The sequence below is a fragment of the Actinophytocola sp. genome (assembly GCF_049647105.1).
In the GTDB taxonomy this organism is placed as follows: Bacteria; Actinomycetota; Actinomycetes; order Mycobacteriales; family Pseudonocardiaceae; genus Actinophytocola.
In genome coordinates, this window is sequence record NZ_JBARWZ010000163.1 from 1 (window position 1) to 22,494 (window position 22,494).

At 65.5% G+C, this 22,494-nt stretch carries 19 protein-coding genes and 1 pseudogene; 8 read left to right on the forward strand and 12 right to left on the reverse strand.

The features are described from left to right. Positions 1 to 480 precede the first annotated feature (480 nt). From WBA97_RS20385 to WBA97_RS20395, 3 genes and pseudogenes are all read left to right on the forward strand, one after another. Positions 481 to 627, forward strand: a pseudogene (locus tag WBA97_RS20385) (phosphoadenosine phosphosulfate reductase family protein); the annotation flags it as partial. A gap of 40 nt (positions 628 to 667) precedes the next feature. Continuing rightward, positions 668 to 1,483, forward strand: coding sequence for a hypothetical protein (locus WBA97_RS20390; protein ID WP_424232464.1), 816 nt, complete (start codon positions 668 to 670; stop codon positions 1,481 to 1,483). Positions 1,484 to 1,926: 443 nt separating this feature from the next. After that, the gene (locus WBA97_RS20395; protein WP_424232465.1) at positions 1,927 to 2,592 is read left to right on the forward strand and encodes a hypothetical protein; all 666 of its coding nucleotides are present in this window, start codon (positions 1,927 to 1,929) and stop codon (positions 2,590 to 2,592) included. A gap of 67 nt (positions 2,593 to 2,659) precedes the next feature. Here the strand turns inward: WBA97_RS20395 and WBA97_RS20400 are convergent, their stop codons facing one another. The 8 genes from WBA97_RS20400 to WBA97_RS20435 all read right to left on the reverse strand — a co-directional run bounded on the left by WBA97_RS20400 (position 2,660) and on the right by WBA97_RS20435 (position 13,894). Further along, complete coding sequence (locus WBA97_RS20400) at positions 2,660 to 3,652, reverse strand: hypothetical protein (protein ID WP_424232466.1); 993 nt, start codon at positions 3,650 to 3,652, stop codon at positions 2,660 to 2,662. Between the two features lie 290 nt (positions 3,653 to 3,942). Then, positions 3,943 to 4,992: a hypothetical protein gene (locus WBA97_RS20405; protein ID WP_424232467.1), complete on the reverse strand. Its 1,050-nt coding sequence runs from the start codon at positions 4,990 to 4,992 to the stop codon at positions 3,943 to 3,945. Between the two features lie 174 nt (positions 4,993 to 5,166). After that, on the reverse strand, positions 5,167 to 6,294 hold the full coding sequence (locus WBA97_RS20410; RefSeq protein ID WP_424232468.1) for a hypothetical protein: 1,128 nt from the start codon (positions 6,292 to 6,294) through the stop codon (positions 5,167 to 5,169). 6 nt (positions 6,295 to 6,300) lie between these two features. After that, positions 6,301 to 8,406 carry a methyltransferase, FxLD system gene (gene fxlM, locus WBA97_RS20415; protein ID WP_424232469.1) on the reverse strand — a complete coding sequence of 702 codons (2,106 nt, stop codon included), beginning with the start codon at positions 8,404 to 8,406 and terminating at the stop codon, positions 6,301 to 6,303. Between the two features lie 30 nt (positions 8,407 to 8,436). Beyond that, complete coding sequence (locus tag WBA97_RS20420) at positions 8,437 to 9,684, reverse strand: lanthionine synthetase C family protein (RefSeq protein WP_424232470.1); 1,248 nt, start codon at positions 9,682 to 9,684, stop codon at positions 8,437 to 8,439. After that, complete coding sequence (locus tag WBA97_RS20425) at positions 9,681 to 12,794, reverse strand: lantibiotic dehydratase (protein WP_424232471.1); 3,114 nt, start codon at positions 12,792 to 12,794, stop codon at positions 9,681 to 9,683. The genes WBA97_RS20420 and WBA97_RS20425 overlap by 4 nt, the downstream gene beginning before the upstream one ends. A gap of 87 nt (positions 12,795 to 12,881) precedes the next feature. Next, the gene (locus WBA97_RS20430) at positions 12,882 to 13,040 is read right to left on the reverse strand and encodes an FxLD family lanthipeptide (protein WP_424232497.1); all 159 of its coding nucleotides are present in this window, start codon (positions 13,038 to 13,040) and stop codon (positions 12,882 to 12,884) included. Positions 13,041 to 13,342: 302 nt separating this feature from the next. Then, complete coding sequence (locus tag WBA97_RS20435) at positions 13,343 to 13,894, reverse strand: hypothetical protein (RefSeq protein ID WP_424232472.1); 552 nt, start codon at positions 13,892 to 13,894, stop codon at positions 13,343 to 13,345. 464 nt (positions 13,895 to 14,358) lie between these two features. Between WBA97_RS20435 and WBA97_RS20440 the strand changes: the two genes are divergently transcribed. Then, complete coding sequence (locus WBA97_RS20440; protein ID WP_424232473.1) at positions 14,359 to 15,021, forward strand: HAD family hydrolase; 663 nt, start codon at positions 14,359 to 14,361, stop codon at positions 15,019 to 15,021. On the opposite strand, the gene WBA97_RS20445 is transcribed toward WBA97_RS20440, so the two are convergent. The 3 genes from WBA97_RS20445 to WBA97_RS20455 all read right to left on the reverse strand — a co-directional run bounded on the left by WBA97_RS20445 (position 15,022) and on the right by WBA97_RS20455 (position 17,781). Further along, positions 15,022 to 16,419, reverse strand: coding sequence for a helix-turn-helix domain-containing protein (locus WBA97_RS20445; RefSeq protein ID WP_424232474.1), 1,398 nt, complete (start codon positions 16,417 to 16,419; stop codon positions 15,022 to 15,024). It lies immediately after the preceding gene. 262 nt (positions 16,420 to 16,681) lie between these two features. After that, the gene (locus WBA97_RS20450; protein ID WP_424232475.1) at positions 16,682 to 16,921 is read right to left on the reverse strand and encodes a DUF397 domain-containing protein; all 240 of its coding nucleotides are present in this window, start codon (positions 16,919 to 16,921) and stop codon (positions 16,682 to 16,684) included. A gap of 41 nt (positions 16,922 to 16,962) precedes the next feature. Then, a complete protein-coding gene (locus tag WBA97_RS20455) occupies positions 16,963 to 17,781 on the reverse strand; it encodes a helix-turn-helix domain-containing protein (RefSeq protein WP_424232476.1) in 819 nt (272 codons plus the stop codon). A 592-nt stretch (positions 17,782 to 18,373) separates the two neighbouring features. Between WBA97_RS20455 and WBA97_RS20460 the strand changes: the two genes are divergently transcribed. Together WBA97_RS20460 and WBA97_RS20465 are read left to right on the forward strand one after the other, a co-directional pair. Further along, positions 18,374 to 18,853 (forward strand): hypothetical protein, encoded by a 480-nt coding sequence (locus WBA97_RS20460; protein WP_424232477.1) that lies wholly within the window; start codon positions 18,374 to 18,376, stop codon positions 18,851 to 18,853. Between the two features lie 454 nt (positions 18,854 to 19,307). Then, positions 19,308 to 19,667 carry a hypothetical protein gene (locus WBA97_RS20465; protein WP_424232478.1) on the forward strand — a complete coding sequence of 120 codons (360 nt, stop codon included), beginning with the start codon at positions 19,308 to 19,310 and terminating at the stop codon, positions 19,665 to 19,667. A 222-nt stretch (positions 19,668 to 19,889) separates the two neighbouring features. Here the strand turns inward: WBA97_RS20465 and WBA97_RS20470 are convergent, their stop codons facing one another. Next, entirely contained in the window at positions 19,890 to 20,534 is a 645-nt protein-coding gene (locus tag WBA97_RS20470; protein ID WP_424232479.1) for a prepilin peptidase, read from the reverse strand. A 512-nt stretch (positions 20,535 to 21,046) separates the two neighbouring features. Here WBA97_RS20470 and WBA97_RS20475 point away from each other — a divergent pair. Beyond that, on the forward strand, positions 21,047 to 21,403 hold the full coding sequence (locus WBA97_RS20475; protein WP_424232480.1) for a hypothetical protein: 357 nt from the start codon (positions 21,047 to 21,049) through the stop codon (positions 21,401 to 21,403). Beyond that, complete coding sequence (locus WBA97_RS20480) at positions 21,397 to 22,443, forward strand: hypothetical protein (protein WP_424232481.1); 1,047 nt, start codon at positions 21,397 to 21,399, stop codon at positions 22,441 to 22,443. Before WBA97_RS20475 ends, WBA97_RS20480 begins: the two co-directional genes overlap by 7 nt. Positions 22,444 to 22,494 lie beyond the last annotated feature (51 nt).

Here is a 22,494-nt window from a genome sequence, read left to right on the forward strand (position 1 = left end):
TTCGCCATAGTCCAGTCCTACCTGGACACCGCCACCAAATGGGGCCTCGACAAACTCGACGCACTCCACCAACTCTTCACCACCGGCGCATGGCTACCACCAGCACTCACCCCAGCTGAATAGGTACTCTCGCCGGCCGTGGCCAGCGCCTCCGCAGTTATGTGCGCAACTGCAAAGCGTGCGTTGCGCAAATTTGCGCTGTCTTCGTTCACGTCACCTCATCAGTAAGGCCCGTCCGGTTATACCTTGAGTACTACATCAACCCATGTCGCAACCTATTGCAACACTTCACCCAGTGCTTCCTCGGAGTTACCCTCCGTCGAGAGGCCACTCGTGCGTCTCCTCAAATCGGTCTCACTCTGCGTGACGTGAGTAGGCGAGGATTCGTCCCCAGCGAGCATTGCTGGTTGCCAGCAGGCGCAACTGAGCCGCGACGAGGCCGCCAGCAGCGGCCGGCGCACCATCGACACCTGGCTGCCGATTCACGACTGGACCGAAACCCAGGTGTGGCAACGTATCCGCGCGTCGGGCGTTCCATATCACCCGGTATATGACCAGGGCATGAGCCGAAATATTGACCGGAATACGGCGCGACACACCCGCGTGTCGACGCTCGTGACGAGCTTGCGCTCGATAGGACTCATGCAGTCGAGTTGGAGGTGGCTGCATGGATTTGCAGACCGGGGACGAGCGCGAGGTCGACGCGATACGGCTCCCGCGATGGGGCGGGTCGCCCCGACGCCCGATGTCGTTGTGCCGTTCGTGGTGCTCGACGCGGCCGGTCGAGCCCATCCGGCGGTGCCTGCGTAATTTCGTTGCCCGCGGGCGGCGGTCGGGCAGTGTCCGCAGCTACTCGTACGCGCTGTTGCGCTGGTGGCGGTGGCTGATCGTCATCGACGTGGAGTGGGACCGAGCTACCTCGGCCGAGATCCGTGAGTTCGTGCTGTGGTTGCAGCGCACCACCAAGCCGCGCCGGTTAGCGCGCACGAAGTCAGCGGCCACCGCGGGTACGGTCAACCCGATCACCCGCAAGCCATACCTCGACGACCGGTACCAGCCTCGCACGGTGCGGCACAGCAACGCAGTACTTCGCGCTTTCTACGAGTTCTGGATCGAGCGGGGTGAAGGCCCGTTGGTCAACCCGGTGCCGCAGGAACGCAAGAACGGGCGGCGACCGAACGCGCACCACAACCCGCTGGAGCCGTTCCGGCCTCAGGGCAAGCTGCGGTACAACCCGCAGGTCCCCAAGCGCCGACCACGGGTGATCTCCGACCAACGCTGGAACGAACACGCCTGCATCCGATGCCCGATGCTACGCGTGTCGCCAGCCCAGCGTGGTCGGCTGGTCGAGATCGCCCATAACCTCACCGATCGCATCGCCGAAGCCCACGCAAACGGCTGGCTCGGTGAAGTCCAAGGACTACAGGTGAGCCTCGACGCCGCTCGCAAGAAAACTTGCATCGCTGCACAGATTGGCACGTAACAACACCGGTCCAGTCAACATTGGTATGCCGATATTCCCGGAATGATCGCGCAAGCACGCCGTGTCGACTGAATGCTCCTGCGCTACACCATCCCGATGAGCCTGGCAACAACCGCGCCAACCAACCCGCCCACAGCTGCGGCAAACCCAGCTGCCGTCCAGAGTGCTCGCTCCAGTCGGCGAATCCGGGCTTCATGGTCAGCGCCGTGAGTGAGCGCCTGGTCAAGCATGACCTCGATCCGGGTTACGCGTTCGCCATCAACCTCTGACACGGGCTCCATCTTCATGGGGTCCGCCCGGCACTGACCAGCAACGTCAGCACGATCGTGTGTTCAGCCATCGGCTCCTCCAAGTAGGTTACTCATCCTACTCGGAAAGGTAGCGGCCGCTTGTGCGCGAGTACAACGGCGAACATACTCGCGATGTTTGGTAACCTACTCGTTGTGAGAGTCAGCATCGGTAACGGCGGCTGGGTCGCCCTCGACGACCTTGGCCTGCCCGGCCCGCTGTATGTGCGGCTCGGGGGCACGGACGAAACCGGTCGCCTGCGGATCACCGAGTTCTATCTGGACGCCAGTGCCAACCGCGAGACCCCGATCCTCGATAGCGACCTTCGCGACCTGCCACTCTCGGCCATCGAAGCTGTCATCAACACCGAACTCGTCGGCGCCGTGCGTAAGCGAATCAGCTTCCCGGCACCGGATCTCACAACGCTGGCCAGCTACTACGACACCTCGTTCGGCAACTACAAGCGACAGCTTGAGGAACGGAACTGGGTAGTAATCAGCTTCGCAAGTCAGGCCAGCGCCGAGCAACGGGAGCACAGCGGGCTGCCGAAAATCGCCCACGCTCCCCGCAAGAACCGGAAAGTCCATATCCGAGAGGTCGACAGCGAGTACCGATTGAGTTCACCACCCAAAGATGGTCTAACCGACCACTTCCTCCAGCAAGTGGCCCGCGCCTACGCCGCCGCTATGATGCGCGGAGAACGACCCAACGTCTCCATATCGCAGCAACTGGGCTATCCCCTCAAGACGGTACAGCGGTGGGTGTACACCGCCCGACAACGCGGCATCATGCCACCCGGCAGCAAAGGAAGAACTGGCTGACGACAGACAGGAAGGCCTGACTTTTCCAACGCGGCAAGATCGATCTTTTGCGATACGGTGAGCGCGACTATTCCCTGACTGCACACTTTAACCGTTGACGTGTGGCGCGCAATCCTGTGAGCCCCTGAACGAGATAGTTGGTTCCAACCCCAGCAAGAAGACCTCCGAAAAATAGTGCAGCTTGATGAACTTGCTTCAATCCATTGTCAGAAAAGACTGCCTCAGGCTGAATTCCGTCAGTGAACTCCCATGAGGCCGCCCGACTATGATCTGGCGCCGGATTAGCCGAAATCAACGTATCGCTAGGATCTTCGGGAGGAATATTGATCGACCAGTTCACCTTCTGTGTAGTTAGTCTTCCCGCATTGCCGACATCGTCTGAACCGCCAAGGTCGATGCACGTTGGAACCCGCTCGAGAAGAAGTGGGCCGAGTTGCGCCGGATCGCCATCGTCAGGTGCGCCAACATAGCCCAGCGAGAGACTGTACTCCTCGCCAGACCGCATAGGTTGGAGGCGAGGAAAATGGAGAATGGTCACCATTGACCCTGGATCTACCGACTCAACTCCGTTCGTGCCAACCAGGCGAGCGCCGCCAAGACCGCCGACGATAATGGTCTCATCATTCGATGCCATGGTGCCCGTCTCGCAAGACCTCGACAATTTTGCAGGCGGCACTTCCTTAAGCTCTCTTTCAACGAGTTGACCCGGCTCTCCAATGGAGCCATCATCGTTCAAAGTTTCCATTTCCGCGTTGAAGACTAGATCGTCCCTACCGACCAGCGCCCATCTAAATCCCGCCGGATCCTCCGAGGCGGCTAGGTTTAGCAACAGATTCGCCGTGACATCGCCCTCGTTGTCACGTCCGAAGCCGAGAATTGCGGAAACGACCGCCTTTGGGTTGTTCGTGTATAGGGTCAACGACGAAAGTGCCGGCGCATGATCTTTGTCATTGGGCTGCCACCAGCCCAATGATGCCCATCCAAACGTCAAGATCGAAGTTGCGATAAGCGCCGCAGCCGCGAGAAGTTCGATGACTGGCCAAATTCGAACCTTCTTCACTGCAACTCTTCCTCGCTCTGGTACGTGAGGCAGCCCCACGTACCTTCGTAGCCGGACACCGCGTTTCTGTGCCGGACGTTGGTAGGCGGCTTACATCTGGCTCGCGGGCCATGATCGGACCGCCCCGGCGGGCGGTCCTGGCCCCTTCGTGTTGTCCAACCATCAGCTCCAATGTCCGCTACTGGCTGCTCAACGAATCCTTACCACCCACACCCCGGCCGACGACGTCGGCCAATTCTTGCACCACTTCCGTTCATATCTGAACGTCTTGGGGCACCAAGTGTCGTCGCTCAACCTCGGGAGAGACGGTCTTGCGCGCGGAACAGGTAGGTGTAGGCGCTGGCGGGGTCAGCTTGACGGCGAAGCCCGAGCAGCGCGCTGGCGGCACCGAGTCCGGCACCGATCAGGTTGCCGGAGACAAACGATACAGCGCTACCTGCGATTCCGAGCCCGAAGGAGGCCAGAGGTCGCCGCCATGCCTTTCGGGCGAGACGTCGAAGTTGGTCTGCTGTATCCGCAAGGGCCTCTCGACGATCCGCAAATGCCTGCTCCCGGTCCGTGCGGTCGAGCGTTGCAAGATCGCGAACGAAATGGCGGAGATCGCGTACATAGGTGCGGTGCTCCGCGCCATACTGGCGGCGGAAATCAAGAACCTCGTCGAGAGCTACAGGTGCGAGATCGAGAGTGACCTGTTCCAGGTCGAGCGAGATGACGTGCCCAGCGGTCGGCAGCGCTGGCGTGTCCAGAGTTTCGAGTAGAGCTTGGAGACGTTGTGATCGCGAACTGACGGGCTGCAGCGCGTAGCCGGCCGCTTCGGCAGGAATCCGCAGGAGTTGCGGCAATACGACGAGTACGAAAGCACGTACGGCAGGGTGAAGCGGAATGGACACGCCGTCTTCGGTATGGCGTGCAAGACCGCGGTCGCGGAGTTGTTCGAGGACGATTTCGGTTAGGCCGGCGTCAGCAGTCCCCCCGAGTCGTGAGTGAGACAGCTCCGCAAAGGCGGTGCCTCGTTCGAGATCGTCGAATGTACCTGAGTTTATGAGCCTGTCAAGGAGATCGGTTAGTGCTTCCGCGGTTGCCTGGCCGACGAGCGCTTCGGGGCTAAGCCGATGCAGCAGTTCTTGTTCAGCGAGAGGCTGGGCTAAAATGGGATCGGTGAACAGCGGACGTTCATGCATGTAGTCGGGTACGAGCAGCGCGATCCCGTCGAAGAACAACAACAGGCTCTTGATCCAATCGCCATGCCCAAAGTCCCAGTAAGGCTCGTGAAGATACGCAACGTCGCGCAATCCCGACTCAGTCCCGGTCGTCAATGCTGATTCGGTCAGCCGACTCACCCCCTCCAACTTTAGCCCTTCATCGTTCTTGACGTCACCAGCGTTACCATCGATGATGTGAGCCCCGCCGCCACTGTGGATGCCATCGTCGACCAGCGTGTGGTAGGTACAGCAGGATAGCGAAGGAAGGAGCAAGTTCGTTATGGCGCAACGGCTTTTGACCAGGACCATCCATTACGGACTTGTGGAAATTTGGGCGCTGCAGGACATCGTGGTCATACTGCGCGCCATAACCTCTTCGACACCGCCTAACGCTGTCGTGAGATCTGCCAGCAGTGTGGCGGGGAGCGTGCCGCGGCCGAGAGCGCACGCTTCGATAAGGCCAGACAGTTCACGTGTTCGGGAGTCAGTGAGCACTTCGCGGCAGCCATCGTGGGCGAGTAAGTCGCGGGCGGCGTATCCGTCTCGTGTAGCGGTGGCACGGTCGATCAGATCGACGACGATCTGACGAGCGGGTGTGTCGTCGACGGTGCCAATAGCGTCGACGAACGACAAACCGAGCCGCGTATGGAACACCGCCAAGCCGGGCGTGGAAATGGTATCGACGCGGTGGTACTGGTCCAGGAGGTTCGCCAGGTCGGCACTACCCGAGGCGTCGTGGCACTGGATGGTCAGGCATGCAGTCACAGCATTCTCCCAGGGTTCCCCTGGCGTTGTTTCGGAGAGGAGAGCAAGGGCGCTGTCGGTGTCTCCGGATACGGCATGGTCGATGACCGCAACCTGACGTCCGTCGAGCATGCGACGGCCGATGCCCTTGTAGCCGTCCAGCCGGGCGCGTGCCTCCGTCCAGCGGCCCGCAGCAGCAAGAGCACGGGCGCCGGTAGCCAGCAGCACCGCCCACAACCAGCTGCGGATCTGCTGGTGCGTCTCAACCGAGTCCGTGAGGTCGGCTGGGATCTCGATGCCATCGACGTCGGCATCGGCGCGGGAGGAGACCGCAATGAACAGGGTGTCCATCAGCGCGAAGGCACGCTCGCCCTGGCCCTCGCGGATGTAGAGGCGGGCCAGATTGGTGATCGGTTCCAGGGCGAGGCGCGCTACCTGCGCGCCCAAAGGGCGGGCGCGCAGGTAGATGTTCGCCTGCTGGTGGCACCACTGCCGGGCCAGATCGGGCAGGCCGCAGTCGGAGGCGATAAGGGCCGCGTTGTTGTGCACCGCGGCTGCCTCGGTGAGATCGCCGGAGTGTGCGGCCCGACGTGCTCGGTCACACAGCTCGGCCACCCGCCCGGCCAGCGGAAGGCAGGCCGGGCGGGTGCGGGCGACGAGCGGGAAGCGACGGGCGAACTGGCCGGTGGGGTCCATGACCCGTCACTCCCAGGTGACGATCATGGGCTTGGCCGCGCGGTCCAGGACCACGCGGCCGGGATTGGTGTCCGGCTGGGGCGCGGCGTCTGGGATGGCGAAGCGAACCGTGGACGAGCGGAAGCCCTTGTCCCAGGTCGTGATTTCGCTTGCGACCTGGTCGGCGAGTTCCTGGCCGCTGGGGCCGTGGCCGATGACGCCGACCTCGTAGCGCCGACCACCGTCGAGGCCGGGTTCGGCGGGACGGATGGTGAGGTAGGCGAGGCTGCCGTCGGCGGCGGTGGTGGCCATCGCCGCCGTGGGGAACATCGGCCGCACCAGGCCGCTGTCCTTCGCGGCCGGGGCGACCTCCATGCGCATGAGGGGGTTGGGCAGGTGGCAGGCGAGCCACAGGTCCAGCCACTCGAAGGACTCCCTCGGCACGAAGTGCACGCCGGTCCACATTTCACGAGCGGGAGTATCGAAGACTCCGGCGAGGGTGTCCGGGTTGGTGGCGTGGTTGTTGTCCTTGTGGGTTTGCAGCGTCACGTCGCCAGGGTTGATGCCGTTGCCGGTCAAATCGAGGACGCGACGGGTGTCGTCGCCGAGGCCCCGCAGAGGCATAAAGATCGCCATCTCGCTCCCCAGGCTGCTCCAGCCATCCTGGTCGCGCTCGAAAACGATGCTGCGCGAAGCACAACCGCGCAGGCGCACCGGCACCACCAGGCGTCCGTCAGGCTTGAGCTGATCGAGCCAGGCGGCCGGGACCGCGTGTGCACCGACGGTGGCAATGACGCGGTCGAAAGGCGCGGTCTCCGGATGGCCAAGTGCGCCGTCGGCGGCGACCGCCTCCACGTTGTCGATACCGGCGGCGGCGAGATGCTCGCGGGCACCGTCGACGAGGTCCTCGTCGATGTCGATCGTGGTGACACGCCCGTCTGCGCCGGTGAGGGTTCCCATTAGGGCGGCGTTGTAGCCGGTGGCCGCGCCGAGTTCGAGCAGTCGTTCGCCGGGCTGGATGGCGAGCTGTTCGAGCATCATGGCGACGATCTTGGGCTGGGACGCGGCGCTGATGCGGGTGCCGTCGCCCTCGTGCTTGGTGTAGACGGGCTCGTCGGCGTACGCCTCGGCCAGCGGGAGGCCGGGGACGAACAGGTGGCGCGGCACCTGCCGGAACGCGGCCTCGACCGCGTCGGTGCGGACGGTGCCGGCCTTGACGAGACGGTCGGCGAGCTGGGCGCGCAGTTCGTCGGCGGAGCCGGTGGAGGCGTCACTCACAGTAGTCGTCATTGCGGGAACCCTAACGGTGTTGGAGGTGGTCCCGGCTTGTGCCTGCCGGGTAGGCGTGTTGTGGAAGACGGCGTCGACGGCCAGCGCGGCGAGCGTGGCCTGATCGGTGCCGGAGAGTCCGGCGCGGTTGGCGTGGAAGATGAAGTGGTGCGCCAGAACCGCGCGTAGTCCCCGATCAAGCTGCCCTTCGCGGGCGAGCGTGGCGAGTTGGCGTCCGGCGGTGTCGAACGCCGCCCACCATGTCTCGGGCACCAGGTCGGGCACGCGGTGCCCGTTGGCGGTCATCAGCCGCCGGACGGCCCGGCTCAGCTCGTTGGTGCGCTCGGCGTTGGTGGTGTGGGCGTTGGTGGCTGGCCGCAGGGTTGTCACCCTGGCCCAGACGTCGCCCTGCTCGAACCAGTCCAGGCCGGCGGCGCGCAGCATGGCGCTGAACAGCAGGACCGTGGTTTCGCGCTGTCCCAAGGCCGGGGTGGAGCCCGCGTCGTGGGTATGGGTGAGGCAGTGCCGGCTGTCGTGGTGAAACAGGGTGTGGGCGATGTCCATCCCGGCGGGTCCGCCGAAGGCGAGGGTCTCCGGTTCGTAGATGCCGCGAGTCCAGCTGGTGACCTGTCCACGGTCCGTCAGGTCGGACAGCAGCGTGTCGACCGCCGTGGTGTCGGTGTTTGTCGGTTGGTAGCGCAGCCGCCAGGCGGGGGTCTTGCGCAGGTACCACCACCTGTCGAGTTCGCCGTCCTGCTGAGCTTGGTCCAGTGCGGGCGCGATCACGGTCGCGGCGGTGTGCTCGGCGGTGGGTGGGTCGGCGAACTGGACCAGGTAGTGGTGCCAGTGGTCGTCCGGCGGCATCGGTGCGGAGTCTCCTCTCGGTCGGTCGGGTCAGGTGATCAGCAGGCAGGTGTCCCAGGCCGTCGCGGGCTCGCTCGCCGCGGCGAGTAAGGCCAAGCCGACCCCGGCGGCGCCCTCCAGCACGCCTGGGTCGTCGGGGACGGGCTCGGTGAGGGCGCGGTGGAGCATGTCGGTGGCCAGCGCCTGGAGCCGGTCGGCGGCGGAGCCGGTCGTGTCGGTGGCTGCGCGGGCGGTGATACGAGCGAGTCCGGCGTAGCCGTGGCACAGCGAGGCGTCGCTGACCAACGCATCCTGGGTAGGGTCGGTCACCGCGCTGACCAGTGCCTCTTCGGCGGTCTGGCGGCGAGCGGCATCACCGAGGGCCAGGGCGGCGAGGTGCAGGGCGCGGGCGATGCCGGCTGTTCCGTAGCACCAGCTCGGGCGTCGGCTGGCGCCGCTGTGCCGCACGTGCGCGGGCCTCGACCGCGCCTCGTCCCTGGTGACCATGTAGGGCCAGCGATGGCCACCGGGGCGGTCAGTACGCCAGGAGTCCAACCACGTGCAGATCGTCTCGACGGCCTCGCGCTGACCGTCCACGGTGATGCCCCGGCGCAGGGTCTGGGCCAGCAGTGCCAGCGGACCGCTGATGCCGTGCGCGAGGCCGAAGTTACCGTGGCCGCCGGGGAACTCGTCGTCCACGCGACCCGTGGGGCCGGTAAGGGTCCACCACCCTGGCAGCGGCTCTCCCTCGATCAGCACGGGTTGGGTGAGTCGCGCCAGGGCGCCCAGCACGCCTCGCAGGGCGGTGCCGTCGGGGTCGTGGTGTAGCAGGTACGCGCCGAGGCCGGCGAGGCCGCGGATCGTGTCGAACTCGGCCATCCGCGGCAACATTCCGGCGTCCATGCGCGTGTGCGCCTTGTCGACGCGGGCATGGGCATCGGCGGCGATCTGCCGGACCAAGGGCACGAGGGCGGATCGATACGCGCCAGGACGGACCGCGGCGGCGCCCGCGAGGGCTCGGGCGACGGCTGGCGCGCCGTAGAACCCGCCGGTGCTTGCACCGGCGGTGACCGGCTTGCCCGCGACGACGGCCAGCCACTCGTGGGCACGGTCGAACGGCCGTATCCCGGCCGCCGCCAGCTCGATGTGCAGCAGCGCGACGCCAGCAGCGCCGTGGGCGAGGGACTGATGCCACCACGGCTGATCGCTGGGCAAGTCGGCGTCGTCGGGCCGGGCGAGGCGGTCGGCGATCTCCACCGCTACCTCGACCGCGGTGTCCGAGGTGAGGTCGGCGTTCATCGAGGTCCTCCCGTGCGGGCGGCGAAGGTCAGGGCCGCGGTCCGGGCCAGGTAGAGGCACACCGCCTTGTCCTCGGGCTCGATGCCACAGGCCCGCAGGAAGTGCGTGTGCAGCAACGAACCCAAGGCGGCGTCTGGATCGACCCCTTGGGCGTCGGTTCCGGACAGGTGCGCTCGGTAGGCGGTCAGGGCCTGGGCCCGTTCAGCCCACGTCGCGACGATCGCTGCCGCTCCCGGTGCGCTGCGTAGGACACAGAAGTCCTCGCGTGGGTCGGCCAGATGTCGTGCCTCGGTGAACACCGGTCGAGGTACAACGGCGGGAGGCTTCGCCGGGACGTGGTCGATCAGCCACCGCATCCCGGCCTCGGCCCCTCCCGCGAAGGCGACGGCGATGGCGGCGAAGTTCGCTGCGGCCAGGGCGTGATGGTGAAGGCGCGCGGGCTGGGCGAGTTGGGTGAGCACGGAGCAGGAGTCGGCGATGAAGACGGCCTCGGCGGCTGCCAGCGCCGTGCCCGAGCCCCAGCGGCCAGTCTCCGGGTAGGAGGTCGCGAAAGCCACCTCACGCAGCAAGCCCTGGCGGCGCAGTCGGTCGGTCCAAGCGCTGACCCTTCCGGCGGCCTCGCCAAACACCGCCGGTTCAGAGTTGGGCAGCGCGATGCGCAGACGCAGGTAGTGCTCGTCGCCCTCGCGGAACCGCAGGAACCACCATCGAGGCTGGTCCTCGCCCCACTGCGCCAGCAGCGCGGGCAGATGCTCAGCGAGCACGGTGTTCTGACGTTGCGGGTCGCCGTAGAGCTTGGCGAACAGCAACGAGGAAGCACCAGGAGACAGACCGTGCTCCCCAGGCCGGACGACGCGCTGAGGTGTTGGGCGTGGCGATCGCGCCGTGGCCTGTGGCTGCCGGGCGCCCAGGGGCACGACGATCTCGTGGGCGTGGCCGTCGGACCATCCGGCGGCATCTTCGGCGGGGCCTTCCTCCAGCACCGCGTGCGGGTGGGTGGCGAGTTGCTCGCGTAGCAGCACTTGGTGTGCGTCATCGTCGAGGTCCAGCGGAAGTCGCCAGTCCCCGTCGGCGAGATACACCGTGCGAGGCAGGCGACGGCGGCCTCGCCAGTCGGCCAGCGCGTTGGTCCATGCCTCCCAGCTCGCGTTCGGGCCGGGCAAATCGCCGGCAACCAACCGCCAGCGCGCCGCGGCCAGCACGAGGCGACCGACGCGCAGCCGCGGCAGAAAAGGCAACGTCGAGGCGGCTCCCCAGTCGAAGTCGGTGACCTGCGCGCACTGGGCGCGGCAGAGTTCTGTTACCAAGCGGGTCAAGGGCGGGGTGTGCTTGCGGAGATTGAGTGCGTGCATCCCCCATGCCTCCACTCTCCTGCCGAAAGCGGGAGCGGTGAGGTACAGGCGGTGGCTGTCGCAGCCGACAGCGAGATCGTCCGCTGTCAGGACGTCCACCGAGGCGGTGTTGCGGTGCTCGGCGAGGCTGATCACCGTCGGCAGCACCTGCGTGGTCCTGGTGACGTGTGTTGTGGCGGGGTCCAGCGGCGGGAACGACAGGTGCGCGAACAGCACATCGTCCTCGCGCGGCATGTCGACCAAAGCACCGGTCAGCGCGTCCCGCCCTTCCGTGGTGAGCAGGTGCAGGAATCGGCCGGTCACGACGCCCGCCGCGCGGGAGACCGAGGTGACCGTCATACGGAAGTCGCCACATCCGAGCGCTTCGACGCTGGTGGCGTCCACGCGGGCGCACAGCTCCAGATGGGAGGGCAGCCGGACTGGTCCGGTGCCCGTCGGTTCCAGTTCGGCGATCAGCGCCTCGTCCAGGACCACTTCCACACGCCTGTCGAGCGCCGCACTCTGGGCCAGAGCCAGCAGAGCCTCGTCCCGGCGCGGGTGCTGCGGGCGCCGCGGAGCAGCTGACGTACCGGGGTACCCGTCGGGCCAGCCGATCCCGCTGTCCGCTACGAGCTCCAAGAGTGGCACGAGCGTGCCGGCGCCGAAGCGCTCGTAGAAGCGTCGGTGATAGTCACCCCACAGCGGCGTGCCGTGCGGGTAGGGACTCAAGCGTGTCAGGAGCATCGCGGCACGCTCGGCTTCGCGGGCGACGGCGAGGGGAAGGGCGACCTCGGCATCCAGCCGCAGGTCGACCGCGACGGGGTGCCGACCGGTCCGGGCAAGACGATGCATCCGGGCAACGGCTTCCGCACGCACCACGCGACTGGCGTTCAGGGACTCTTGCTGGTGCCGCTGCAGCAGAGTGTGGATCTCCCTGAGCGCGGCGGCCTGCTTCGCCGCGGCCTCACCAGCCGCCTCCAACTCCCGGAGCATATGACCCAAGGCGTCGGGCTGCGTACTAGGTGCATGCAGGCTGGTGACGAGCGCACCCTGGACGACCAGCTTGGTGAGCATCGCGGTCACCGTCGCTGATAGCGCGACGGGGAAGTCGGTCTGGACCTTGGAACACAGGTCCTCGAAGCGGATTGGTGTCCGCGCAGCATCCAATGCAGCGCCTACTGGGGCGGTGTGCCGCAACGAGACCTCGACTGCGCCGGTACCCCTGTCGCGAAGGCTCGGCCGGTAGGGCACGACGAGGCGGTCACCACGCACCATGACCGTGCTGTTCGCGACCACGAGCAGATTCGCCAGGACCTCCGGCCGACGCTCCAGTTCGCTGATGACATCGGCCAACCAACCGGACTCGCCCCGCGCCACAGCCCAGTGCGCGGTACCCCACCGCAGGCGGGCTTGACGGGCGAAACTCGCTGGGGTCACCCCGGCGAACAGGCCGTTCGGAGTCGGCCGACCGGTCATGCGGGCCAGATAGCGGACGACGGACAGCGCCGCCCGCCGCGTCTCCCGCTCGCCGGGATTGTTCGTAGCGCACAACGTGCGTATCTGCTCCGCCAAACGAGGACTGGCGTGGCCAATGGCATCGCCAACAGATTCGGTGGCCCACACCTGGCGCAACCAGTCCAACCATGCGGCCACCGCGGATGAACCAGTTCCCGACGGGTTAGGCCACTGCGGCAGATCCAGGCCGCCATGAGCAACGGCGCGAACCAATGCACCGCCCATGGCGCGGAATCCCGCGCCGCCGTGGATAGCCGATTTCACCAGGAACCCTTCCCGTGAGAGCAGGTGTGGAGACCGGACGCCACCCCGCGCAGTTCGAGGTGGTGGCGTCCGGTCATGTCGTGACGATCAGGCGGCGCTGATGCAGGTCGACTTCTCGCAGGACGATCCGCAGCCGTCATCGGTCATGTTGATGAGGTGAGCCGGATCCACCACCTCCAGCAGGGTCACGTCGAGATCGAACTCCGACTCTGTGGTCGATGCGATTGGTGCTACTACGTGATCCATCTGAACTGTCACAGGTTTCCCCTTCGCGATAGTGCAATTTCAGGATTCGCGCACTCAGTCAAGAAACCGACCCCAGGCCAATTTCAAGTCTTCTAACGTAGCTGGAATGAGCGAAAAGGCAATTGATTGAGGGGCGCCGTCGATTTGCTCGTGCCGCACAGAACGATGAGCCGGCGTTATTTTGGTTCGATGCCACCGGCGGCACCCCTGGATTTAGCGTCGATATCCCTCCTTTGCTGCGCAGGGTGCTGGACGCGATGGTGGTTGGCGAGACGGCCACAAGTGCGTCGGCAAGGTAATGGTCATGCGGCAGATCCAGGTGTGGAGTGCATACCGCCGCGTGACTCCTCATCCAGCAGCCCGGCTGCTTCCATGGCGACGAGTTCGCTCGCGAGTGCGGCTTCCAGCCGACGTGCGCGGTTACCGACTTTCCACGACTCGGCGGCCTTGAACGTCACGGGACGCTGCAGCCAGGCAGGCACGATCATGAGACGCGGCGGCGCAGTCGCTGCCACAGGATGATCCGGATGGTCAGGATGTATGAGGTTAAGCAGGGCTCGAAGTGTGGTTTCGGCCTCGTTGCCGTAGGCCCAGATGACGCTGCCGGGGTTGAACACGTCGAGGTCTGGTTCCCGTAGCGCTCGTGCAGCCGTTACGGAGTCTGGCCCGGTGATGGTGAGCAAGTCGACGTGGCTCTTCCAGTAATACGAGGCGACCAGTACCACGGGATCCAGGCGCTCGCCGCAGACATGGAAGGCGAAGCCGTCATCGACCAACTGATGAAGCATGTCGTCAACCGCAATTGACCACTCGTTTTTCGCCGTCAGGTGGCTCATCGTGGTCAGCAGGCTCATCGTGATCACCGTGGTCGTCGCTGGGATGGGCAACTGGCTACCGCAAGGTCGGGGGCGACCCTCGCCGCGGCCGGTGCGGTCCTGAGATCGTCGGCCGTTTGGCCTTCGAGACCCGCGACGACGAGGCGCCATGGCGCAAGGAGGACTTTGTGGCCGAGCTCGATGGCCATGTTCACGACACTCCGGTTGTGCGCTGACCAGGATCAACGCGATCGGCGTGGTCGGTACGCACGGTCGTCGGCCGCGGCGACTGCCGGGGCCGAGCACACTGCGTATCCGACATGTGAACACCTTCTGTACCGATGCGTGTATGACCGAGACACTTAGTCAACCCGCCAAGGTCGGGACGAGGTACCGTCCACAACCCGTCCGCTGGGCGTCCGCAGGACAGCCCTCCCGAGCATCGGGACACCCACGTCAGGCACCATGGCGTCATCGTCATGCAGGGCAGGGAGGGTCTTCACGTGGCAAGGATCGAAGCGGTCTTCTTCGATGTCGGCGAGATTTTGATCGACGAAACCCGCGAGTACGGGACCTGGGCCGACTGGCTCGGAATTCCGCGCCATACGTTCTCCGCCGTCTTCGGCGCCGTGATCGCTCAGGGCAAGGACTACCGGGAGACATTCCAGGTCTTCAAGCCTGGCTTCGACCTCGCGGTGGAACGTGAGCGACGTGCTGCTGCCGGCCAGCCGGAGACCTTCGCCGAGGAGAACCTGTACGGCGACGTACGACCGTGCCTGCGGGAACTTCAGGATTCGGGCCTTCGGGTCGGCCTGGCAGGGAACCAGACCGCACGGGCGGAGGAGATCCTCAAGGCACTGGACCTGCCGGTCGACGTGATCGGTACCTCCGACGGCTGGGGCGTGGAGAAGCCGTCACCTGGATTCTTCGACCGGGTCATCGAGGAGGCCGGGGTCGCTGCGAGCTCGGTGCTGTACGTCGGCGATCGCCTGGACAACGACGTTCGCCCCGCTCAAGAGGCTGGCATATCGACAGCCCTCGTCCGCCGCGGACCGTGGGGACACATTCTGCGCATGCCCGAAGTCGAGCAGCGCTGTCTGTTCGACCTGTCCAGCCTGGCCGAACTACCTGCTCGCGTCGCCGCCCACAACGCCGGGTACAGCTGATCAAGCCTCGCGAACGGGACCGCTCAGCGCCCGTACTCGTTCGTCCAGCTCGCCAACATAGGGTGTGGCGCTGAGAGCTGCTCGAACGTCGGGTACCCGTTGCAGTGCTGTGCTGTATGGGGCCTGACCAATCAGGTCGCACGCCTGTCGAACGGTGGCGACAGCATGTTCGGCATCGGTGGGTGCATGTGCCACAGCGAGGTCGAACAACAGGACCGCCTTCTGCTTCGTCGCGGTTTCGGCGAGGTTGTCCAGCGCGTTCTGAAGCCGGGCTGCTGCCTCGCGGTTTCGGCCAGCCAGCAGCAGGGTGTTGCCAGCGAAGCCCTCGAGCCGTGAGGAATCGAAGAAGTCGAGCCACACGGGGTCGGTTCCGGCTGTCACGAGCGCATCCTCGGCAGAGCGGATACGAGTAAGGCTCGCTTTCGACTGTCCACTGCGAGCGGACACCTCGGCGTCGACGCAGTGCAACCAAGAGCGCAGCTGGGGGCCTGCGGCGTAGCGCGCGTGCGCGTGCGCTGCCGAGAGGTAGTCGCGGGCCGGCTGTAGCTGCCCGGCGAAGCCGGGCACGAACGCACGATGGCCCAGCACGGCAGCTGCCAGAGCGTGATCTTGCGACGTGCTCGCCGCATCGTCCGCAAGCTGGAAGAACCGTTCGGCTGCATCTCTCTGGGCCAGGTCGAAGAACAACAGCCGCGAAGCGAGGAGCGCGGACTCCGCGACGGCGGATGCCAGTTTTCGTGACTGCGGCGCTTCAGCGTCCGAGGTTGACTTCAACATGCCCGTGCCGAGGTGGACGTGCGCCGTTACGGACGGCAGGAGTTCGGCCGCTGCAGTCATCCAGTACATCTCGCGATGGGAGGTGGCGATCGCTGCGAAGGCGTCGACGGACTGGCGGTCCAGCCGCGTCCGCTGTTCACCAGCCAGTGCTTCCGTGCCATCGGGGATCGCGATGCCATTCGAGAACAGCGTTGCGAGACTCGCCCCGAGCAGGCCCTTCAAGAACACGGGCCGACTGAACTCAGCGTTGCCGCCCAGCAGCACTAGCATCACCTTCTTCGCCACGGCGTCGATGAGTTGTTGCTCGTCCATGAGGACGTTGTCCTTGGGCGCAGGGGCAACCAGATCCGCGGGGCAAAGCACCAGCTCCTCAGCGGAGAGCAGACCGAGTTCACTGGCCGGTTGCCCGAAGACCAACACGAGATGCTTCTTGTACCGCGGGTCGGGCTTACGACCGCCCGTTTCCCATCGTCCAACCATGTCAGCGTTCAGACCGGGCTCAACTTCACCAGCCTGCGTCATGCTCCGCTTGATCTGATCGACGACTTCCTGATGACTCCAGCCGCGCTGGAGCCGTTGCCACCTCAGCCGCGTGTTCGGAGGATGCTTCGTCGTCGACATTCGACGTGTCCCCACCGCATCCTCCTCCGGTCGACCTGGCGGTCCTCTTACTCGACGAGGGTAGGAGCTGGCGTGTCCGTGCGCGATGCTGGATGCGGTATGGACGGGCAGCGGACGGTTCCTGGGCGGTAGACCCTCGTCAGCCGTCGGGGTTCGATCAATCGTGGCCGCTACCAGCGCAGACTCAGGGATGTCGACGACCGTGACTGAAGACCACCGGGCGCTGGCTTGCGGGCGGCGATGGGATCACCGCCCGCGCGCACTACTGGATCTTCGGCAGATTGAAGCTCCCGCGTGCGACGCCACCGACGAACGCCTCCCACTCTCCGTGGTCGAAGACCAGCACGAATCCGTCCGGGTTGTCGCTGTCCCGCAGCCCCACGGCGTTACTGCTGAACGACACCTCGACGCACTGGTTGTCAGGAGGGTTGCTCAGAGGCGACTTGTGCCATTCAGTGAAGTTGGTGTCGAGGTGGCCCTTGTTCATGTCCTGGATCTTCATCTTCTTCCTCGTTGCCGTTCCGGTCTGAAGCCAAAGGTCAGCTACAACGACGTCGCGATTTCCAACAAGGTCCGACGAGTCTGCTCGGGCCCGCTGGCCGCCGCCTTTTGGTGGTCCCACAGGGTCAGGTACCGCGCGGTCCTCTTGCTGTTGTCGACGTACTCCCCGCCGTCATGCTGCTCCAGGTAGATGATGTCAACCGTCGGCTTCGTGTCATAGCCGAAGATCGTGTAGTCGTGCCCTTGCCCCATGTAGTAGCCGACGCTGAAGGGCACGATCTGGAGCTCGACGTTGGGCCGGTCGATGGTCTCGACGAGCTGCGTGATCTGGGCCTTCATGACCGGACCGCCCTCTGTCCGGCGCAGGGCCGCCTCGTCGATGATGAACCAGAACTGCTGGTCGAAGTTGTCCAGCACGGTCTGCCGGGCGATGCGGTCGGCGGCGTACTTGTCGATTTCCTTGGCCGACAGCGAGGGCCGCCAGGCCCGTGCGTTCGTGCGCGCGTAGTCCTCGGTCTGCAGTAGCCCCGGGACAACCAGCGCCTGGTACGCGCAGTACCGGTTACAGCTCGGTTCCATGTCGACGAGCAGCCGGAGGTACTGCCGGAACCTGGTGCTGAACGCTCCGCGCTTCGTCCGATGCTTACTCTCGGCTTGAAGGTCTCGGGTGTAGTCCCGGTCGGCCTCATTAGCGTTGTAGAGGTCGAGCAAGGCGTTCAGCTCGGTCAGCTGAATCCCGCTTCCACCTTCGATGTGGGCGATCTTCTGCTGTGTACATCCGAGGACTTCCGCTGCCCGTTCCTGCGTAACGTCAGTGGCATCGCGGAGCCTCGCGAGCTGGTTGCCGAGGACGACCTTCATTACTGCCGGTGGCAACTCCCGGCGCGGTTGTGTCACGGACTCCCTCACATCCACAGCGTGTCTGGTTGCGGAGCGTGTTCGCGATTCACCCGATTGATAGGACATTAACCTGTGTACACAGGTTATCATTGTTACGCACGCTCACCAAAATCCCAGGTCAAGAAGGAGCGCATCGCGATGAGTACACAAATTAACATCGCCGCTGCGATTCCCGCAGTCGCCCCCAGTGCCGTACAAGCCCCTGCTGAGACGTCGTGGGGGCCTGGGTTGGCGATCGCAGCGGCGCTCCTTCTCATGGTGGGCTGCGTGGCCGGAGTCGGTGCCGGATGGTGGTACCTGGGCGAGCGGCGTCGAGTCCGACGCTGTCATGCGCACGTACCACCGAGTCCACGCCCCGAGGCGCCGCCGGCGACGGGCGTCACCCTCGCCTCCCAGGGTGTCGAGCGTCCCGTCGCCCGGTCACGCAGCCCCCGGCACCTCGCGCCGGTGGCAGGTCGGAACTGCCACCGGCTGGTGTCCCGCAGCACGTCTCCGCAGGGCAGCGCAAGGCGCGCTGCCTGACACCCTGCTCTGTCGAAGGAGGTGGCTCGCCGTGACAACGTCGACCACTCGCACTCGAATTGCCCGCTCAGACTCGACTTCCGACGATCGCTGTGACTTCTACCGCGACGAATTCGGACTTTCCGCCACTGTCGACCGTGCCACGCGGCGCATCCTCATGCCTGTCGGTGGGCTCATCGGTGCCGTCACCATGCCTCTCGACCTCGGCCGCCGCGTCCAGGCCGGCCTCCAGATCCGGATGCTTGCCGGCCCGGTCATTGAACGAGCGCAGACTCAGCGGTGGACCTTCATCACAGGCCCTCGCCATACGCTCAGCGACGTGGTCCACGCGGAACTTCTTCGGCTCGGAGCGTCAGTAGTTCCGGAGGGCGACAACATTGTTCTGCCGTCGCCAGAAGACGAGCAACTCGGACTCTGGCGTTGGGAACGAGCGCTGAAGGCGCTGAGCGACTTCCCGCCGCAGTCGGCAGTGATCGCCACCACTCGGGCGATGGCGTACGCGGCACGGTGACCGATCCGCTCTGCTGTTGGGAGCGGCCAACCCTAGATCGCTGGTGTTTCGATCCGGCTCCCGACCCGGATCGGAACATCGGTTCCAAGAACGACTCGGCCTGCATCGAGCGAGCGACGAACGGACATCGACGATGAGCCCCGCGACCTTGCTCTCCCCATCCCCGCTGACCCCGTCGACAATCACCGTGCGAGACGTTGCTCTCGACACCGCGAGGCTGCGCGTCCTTCCAGTCGGCCCTCGGCGCTGGAGTCGAAGTCTGCTCGGAGAGCGAGTTGGTCGCTCAGCTCGTGCACGGGCAGGATTGGGCAGGGTTTCAGTGATGCCCTTTGCGTTCAATCCAGAGCGTCATGCCCGCGTGCAAACCCGTTGCGTGGATCTCGTCGCCCAGCGTGAGTTCCAACCAGCTGCCGGGTCGCGGAAAGACCGTCTAATTAGGTCGGTCCGGTGAGCCATGGCCGAGTCGAATGAAGGCCCTGAACCGCTGCTGTATTGGGGGACCAACCAGCAGGGCGGAACAGCGGATCACTATGCCGGACGTGTGCATGTCGTCTGGCCGAACAACGAGTTCTCCGGACTGTGCCGACTTCCCATTGAGGAGATCTGGGAGCAGCGTCCACCGGTGCCGGACAACCTATGTCCACTGTGTTGTGTCCGTGCGATGGCTGTCCTGTTCCCGGCATTCTCCGAGTCTCACCTGGCGGTGCCGCCAGGAACGGGAAGACACGAGCTTGTCGCTGCGGTTCCTCCGGAGCGCCCGGTAGAGCAGACCATGTTGATCCCGGTGATCAAGTCCGATGACTCGTTTGCCTGAACAAACTTCTCTGAACGCGGAGGCCAAAATCCGCGCACATGAACTTGATCAGGAATCGGAGTGCGGTTATGGCCACCAGTCTCGTCGACAGCCGCAGCGAACGGGAGGTCGGCTTGACGTGCTCAAACGCGGCCCTGTCGCGGACACCGGGCGCCGACGTACCGTTGGGTTCTTCCGGCGGCGCCAACCCCTTGCGCCACCGACCGGAACCGCGGCGTCAGGTCAGCTCATCGAACTGACCAGCATCGCAGCGAGCGTTCCGGTGATCAAAAAAGGGCCCAGCGGGATGTCATCGCTTGCCTCAGATCCTCGACCGATACGTAGAACAAGAATCGCGATTGCCGCAGCTAACCAGCCGAGAAGGGTTCCCGTCAGGAGGGCCGTCCAGCCGGCCCAGCCCAGCGCGAGCCCCAGGAGGCCGCTGAGCCGGAGATCGCCTCCGCCGAACTCACCAGGACGAAGGAAGTACAGCGCTCCATAGAACATGAGGAGCGCGAGCATGCCGACCGCGGAGCGGATGAGCGGGTACGCGTCGCGGTTGAGGACGGCGGCCAGGCTGAGCAGCGTGGCCAGGATGATTCCGCTGGGCCAGATCAGCTTGGTGGGCAGCGTGCGGGAGTTCCAGTCGACCGCAGCGAGCAGGACACCGGCAGCGGCGAGCCATGAGTAGGCGAACAGGTCAGGTTCCGCACCGATGCGCCAGGCCAGCGCCGAGAACAGCACTGCGGTGACCACTTCCAGCAGGGCCGGTGGCGCCAGCCGCTCGCACCCCGTCCGGAGGAGCGAACTTCGCCGGACGGCAATACGCAGGACACTGGCGATGACCAGCCCGACCAAGCCCCAGCCAGCGATGCTGAGCGCGGTCACCTTGGAACTCGCGCCGTTCGTCTGCGGGCACGAGTGATAGAACTCGTCAACGCTGTACCCCTGGAGCCATTGGTTACGGCTTTCCGGTGTAGCGAACTTACTATGCAGCGCCATTTGGACACGTGGTCATTAGCCCACTTGAGTGAACTTTGACCTGTTTTTGCTGTTCCGACACCTGTGTCCCTTCATAGGGACATTGCGGTCTCCTAGAGGGCGCCAGTAGACGTGAGGAGTACCAAACTAGATCGGAAGGAAATTTCGCGGAATCCGAGGGGGTGCACGTGGTCGGGGGCAATGTTCACGGCCGCAGCGGTCGGTGCTGGGGACTTGTGGTTGTTGGGCTCGCGGCGCTGACGTTGGCGGCATGTAGTTCAGGCTCGTCTTCGACGCCTGGGGGCACGACTGGGGCGGCAACGCCGCCATCAACGACTAACGCTCCGCCGTCGTCGGCTTCTCCGGCGGACACCGCGCGTCAGCAGGCGACGGCTGCCTACACGGGCATGTGGCGGCAGATGGCCAAGGCTGGCGAGACCGGCGACTGGCAGTCGCCCGAGCCCGCGAAGTACGCCACCGGCGATGCGCTCGGGGTAATCAACCGCAGCCTGTACACCGATCATCTCAACGGTGTGGTGTCCAAGGGCGCGCCGACGAACAGCCCCCAGGTATCCAGTGCGGAACCCGCTGCGAATCCGGCCACGGTCATGATCTCGGACTGCAGTGACAGCTCGAACTGGCTGAAGTACAAGGACGGCCAGTTGCTCAACGACACACCGGGCGGACGGCGCTCGATCACCGCGGAAGTCAAGAAGCAGCAGGACGGCACGTGGCGGGTCACCCGCTTCGCCGTGGAGGGGGTGGGCTCGTGTTGAAACGCTTGGGAGTTGTGGTTGGCCTGCCCGCGGCCGTGATCGTGGCGAGCGCGCTGCCCGCATTCGCGGACGACGGGTACGGATTCACCGACTGCACCCAGTACCCCAACCCCGGTTGCGAACTCGGGGCAGGCAAGCTTCCCCGCCCTGGAAACGGTAACCAGGGCAACGGGAACAGCAAGCCTGGCAACCCCGGACAGAACAACCCCGGCTCGGGTCAGGCCAACGCCAACGGCGACACGATCGTCGGCGGCAACACCAATCTTGCCCAGTGCGGGTACGCGCGTAGCGACTACCAGGGCCCACCACCGGGAGGCACGCGGCCGGCGGCCTTCCAGGTCCCGCCCAAGACCGGTGCGGTCACGACGGTGCCCGCGGTGTACCGGCCGCAGATCGAGCCGACCACCGCGCGGTTCGCGGTCGCGCAGCCGCGGTTCGCGCAGGCTCAGCCGCCGCCGTCGGGTGCCTGGTACGTCTACAAGTGCACCGGGCCCGGCTTCGCGGATGCGCTGTACCGGCCGCCGGTGTGGATCGCGGACGGTCAGCCCGGCCCGGTACCACTGCCGTCGCCTGCTGAGCTCGCGGCGCAGGCGCGGAACCAGCTGCGACTGCCCGCTCCGAAGATCAAGGCGAACCCGGCTGGCGATCAGCTGGTCACCCTGCCGACCTGGTTGTGGCTGGACCGCAGCAGTTGGGGTGACGTTTCGGCCACCGCCTCGGTGCCGGGCGTGTCGGTGAACGCGGTCGCGAGGCCGACGTCGGTGACGTGGTCGATGGGTGACGGCGGCTCGGTGACCTGTACCGGCCCTGGCTCACCGTACCCCGCCGGTGGCGACCCGAAGAGCGCCTCACCGGACTGCGGCTACACCTACCAGACGTCCTCGGCCGGGCAACGCGCTGAAGCGTTCCCGGTGACGGCCACGGTGAACTGGACCGTGACGTGGTCCGGTGCGGGCCAGGGCGGCACGTTCCCGAACATGACGATCTCGGCGTCGGCGGCGTTCCGCGTGGCGGAGAGCCAGGGAATCGCGACCGGCTGAACCGAAGCCTCCCGCCTCACGAGGGCGGGCGTGCACAACGAAACAACCCTG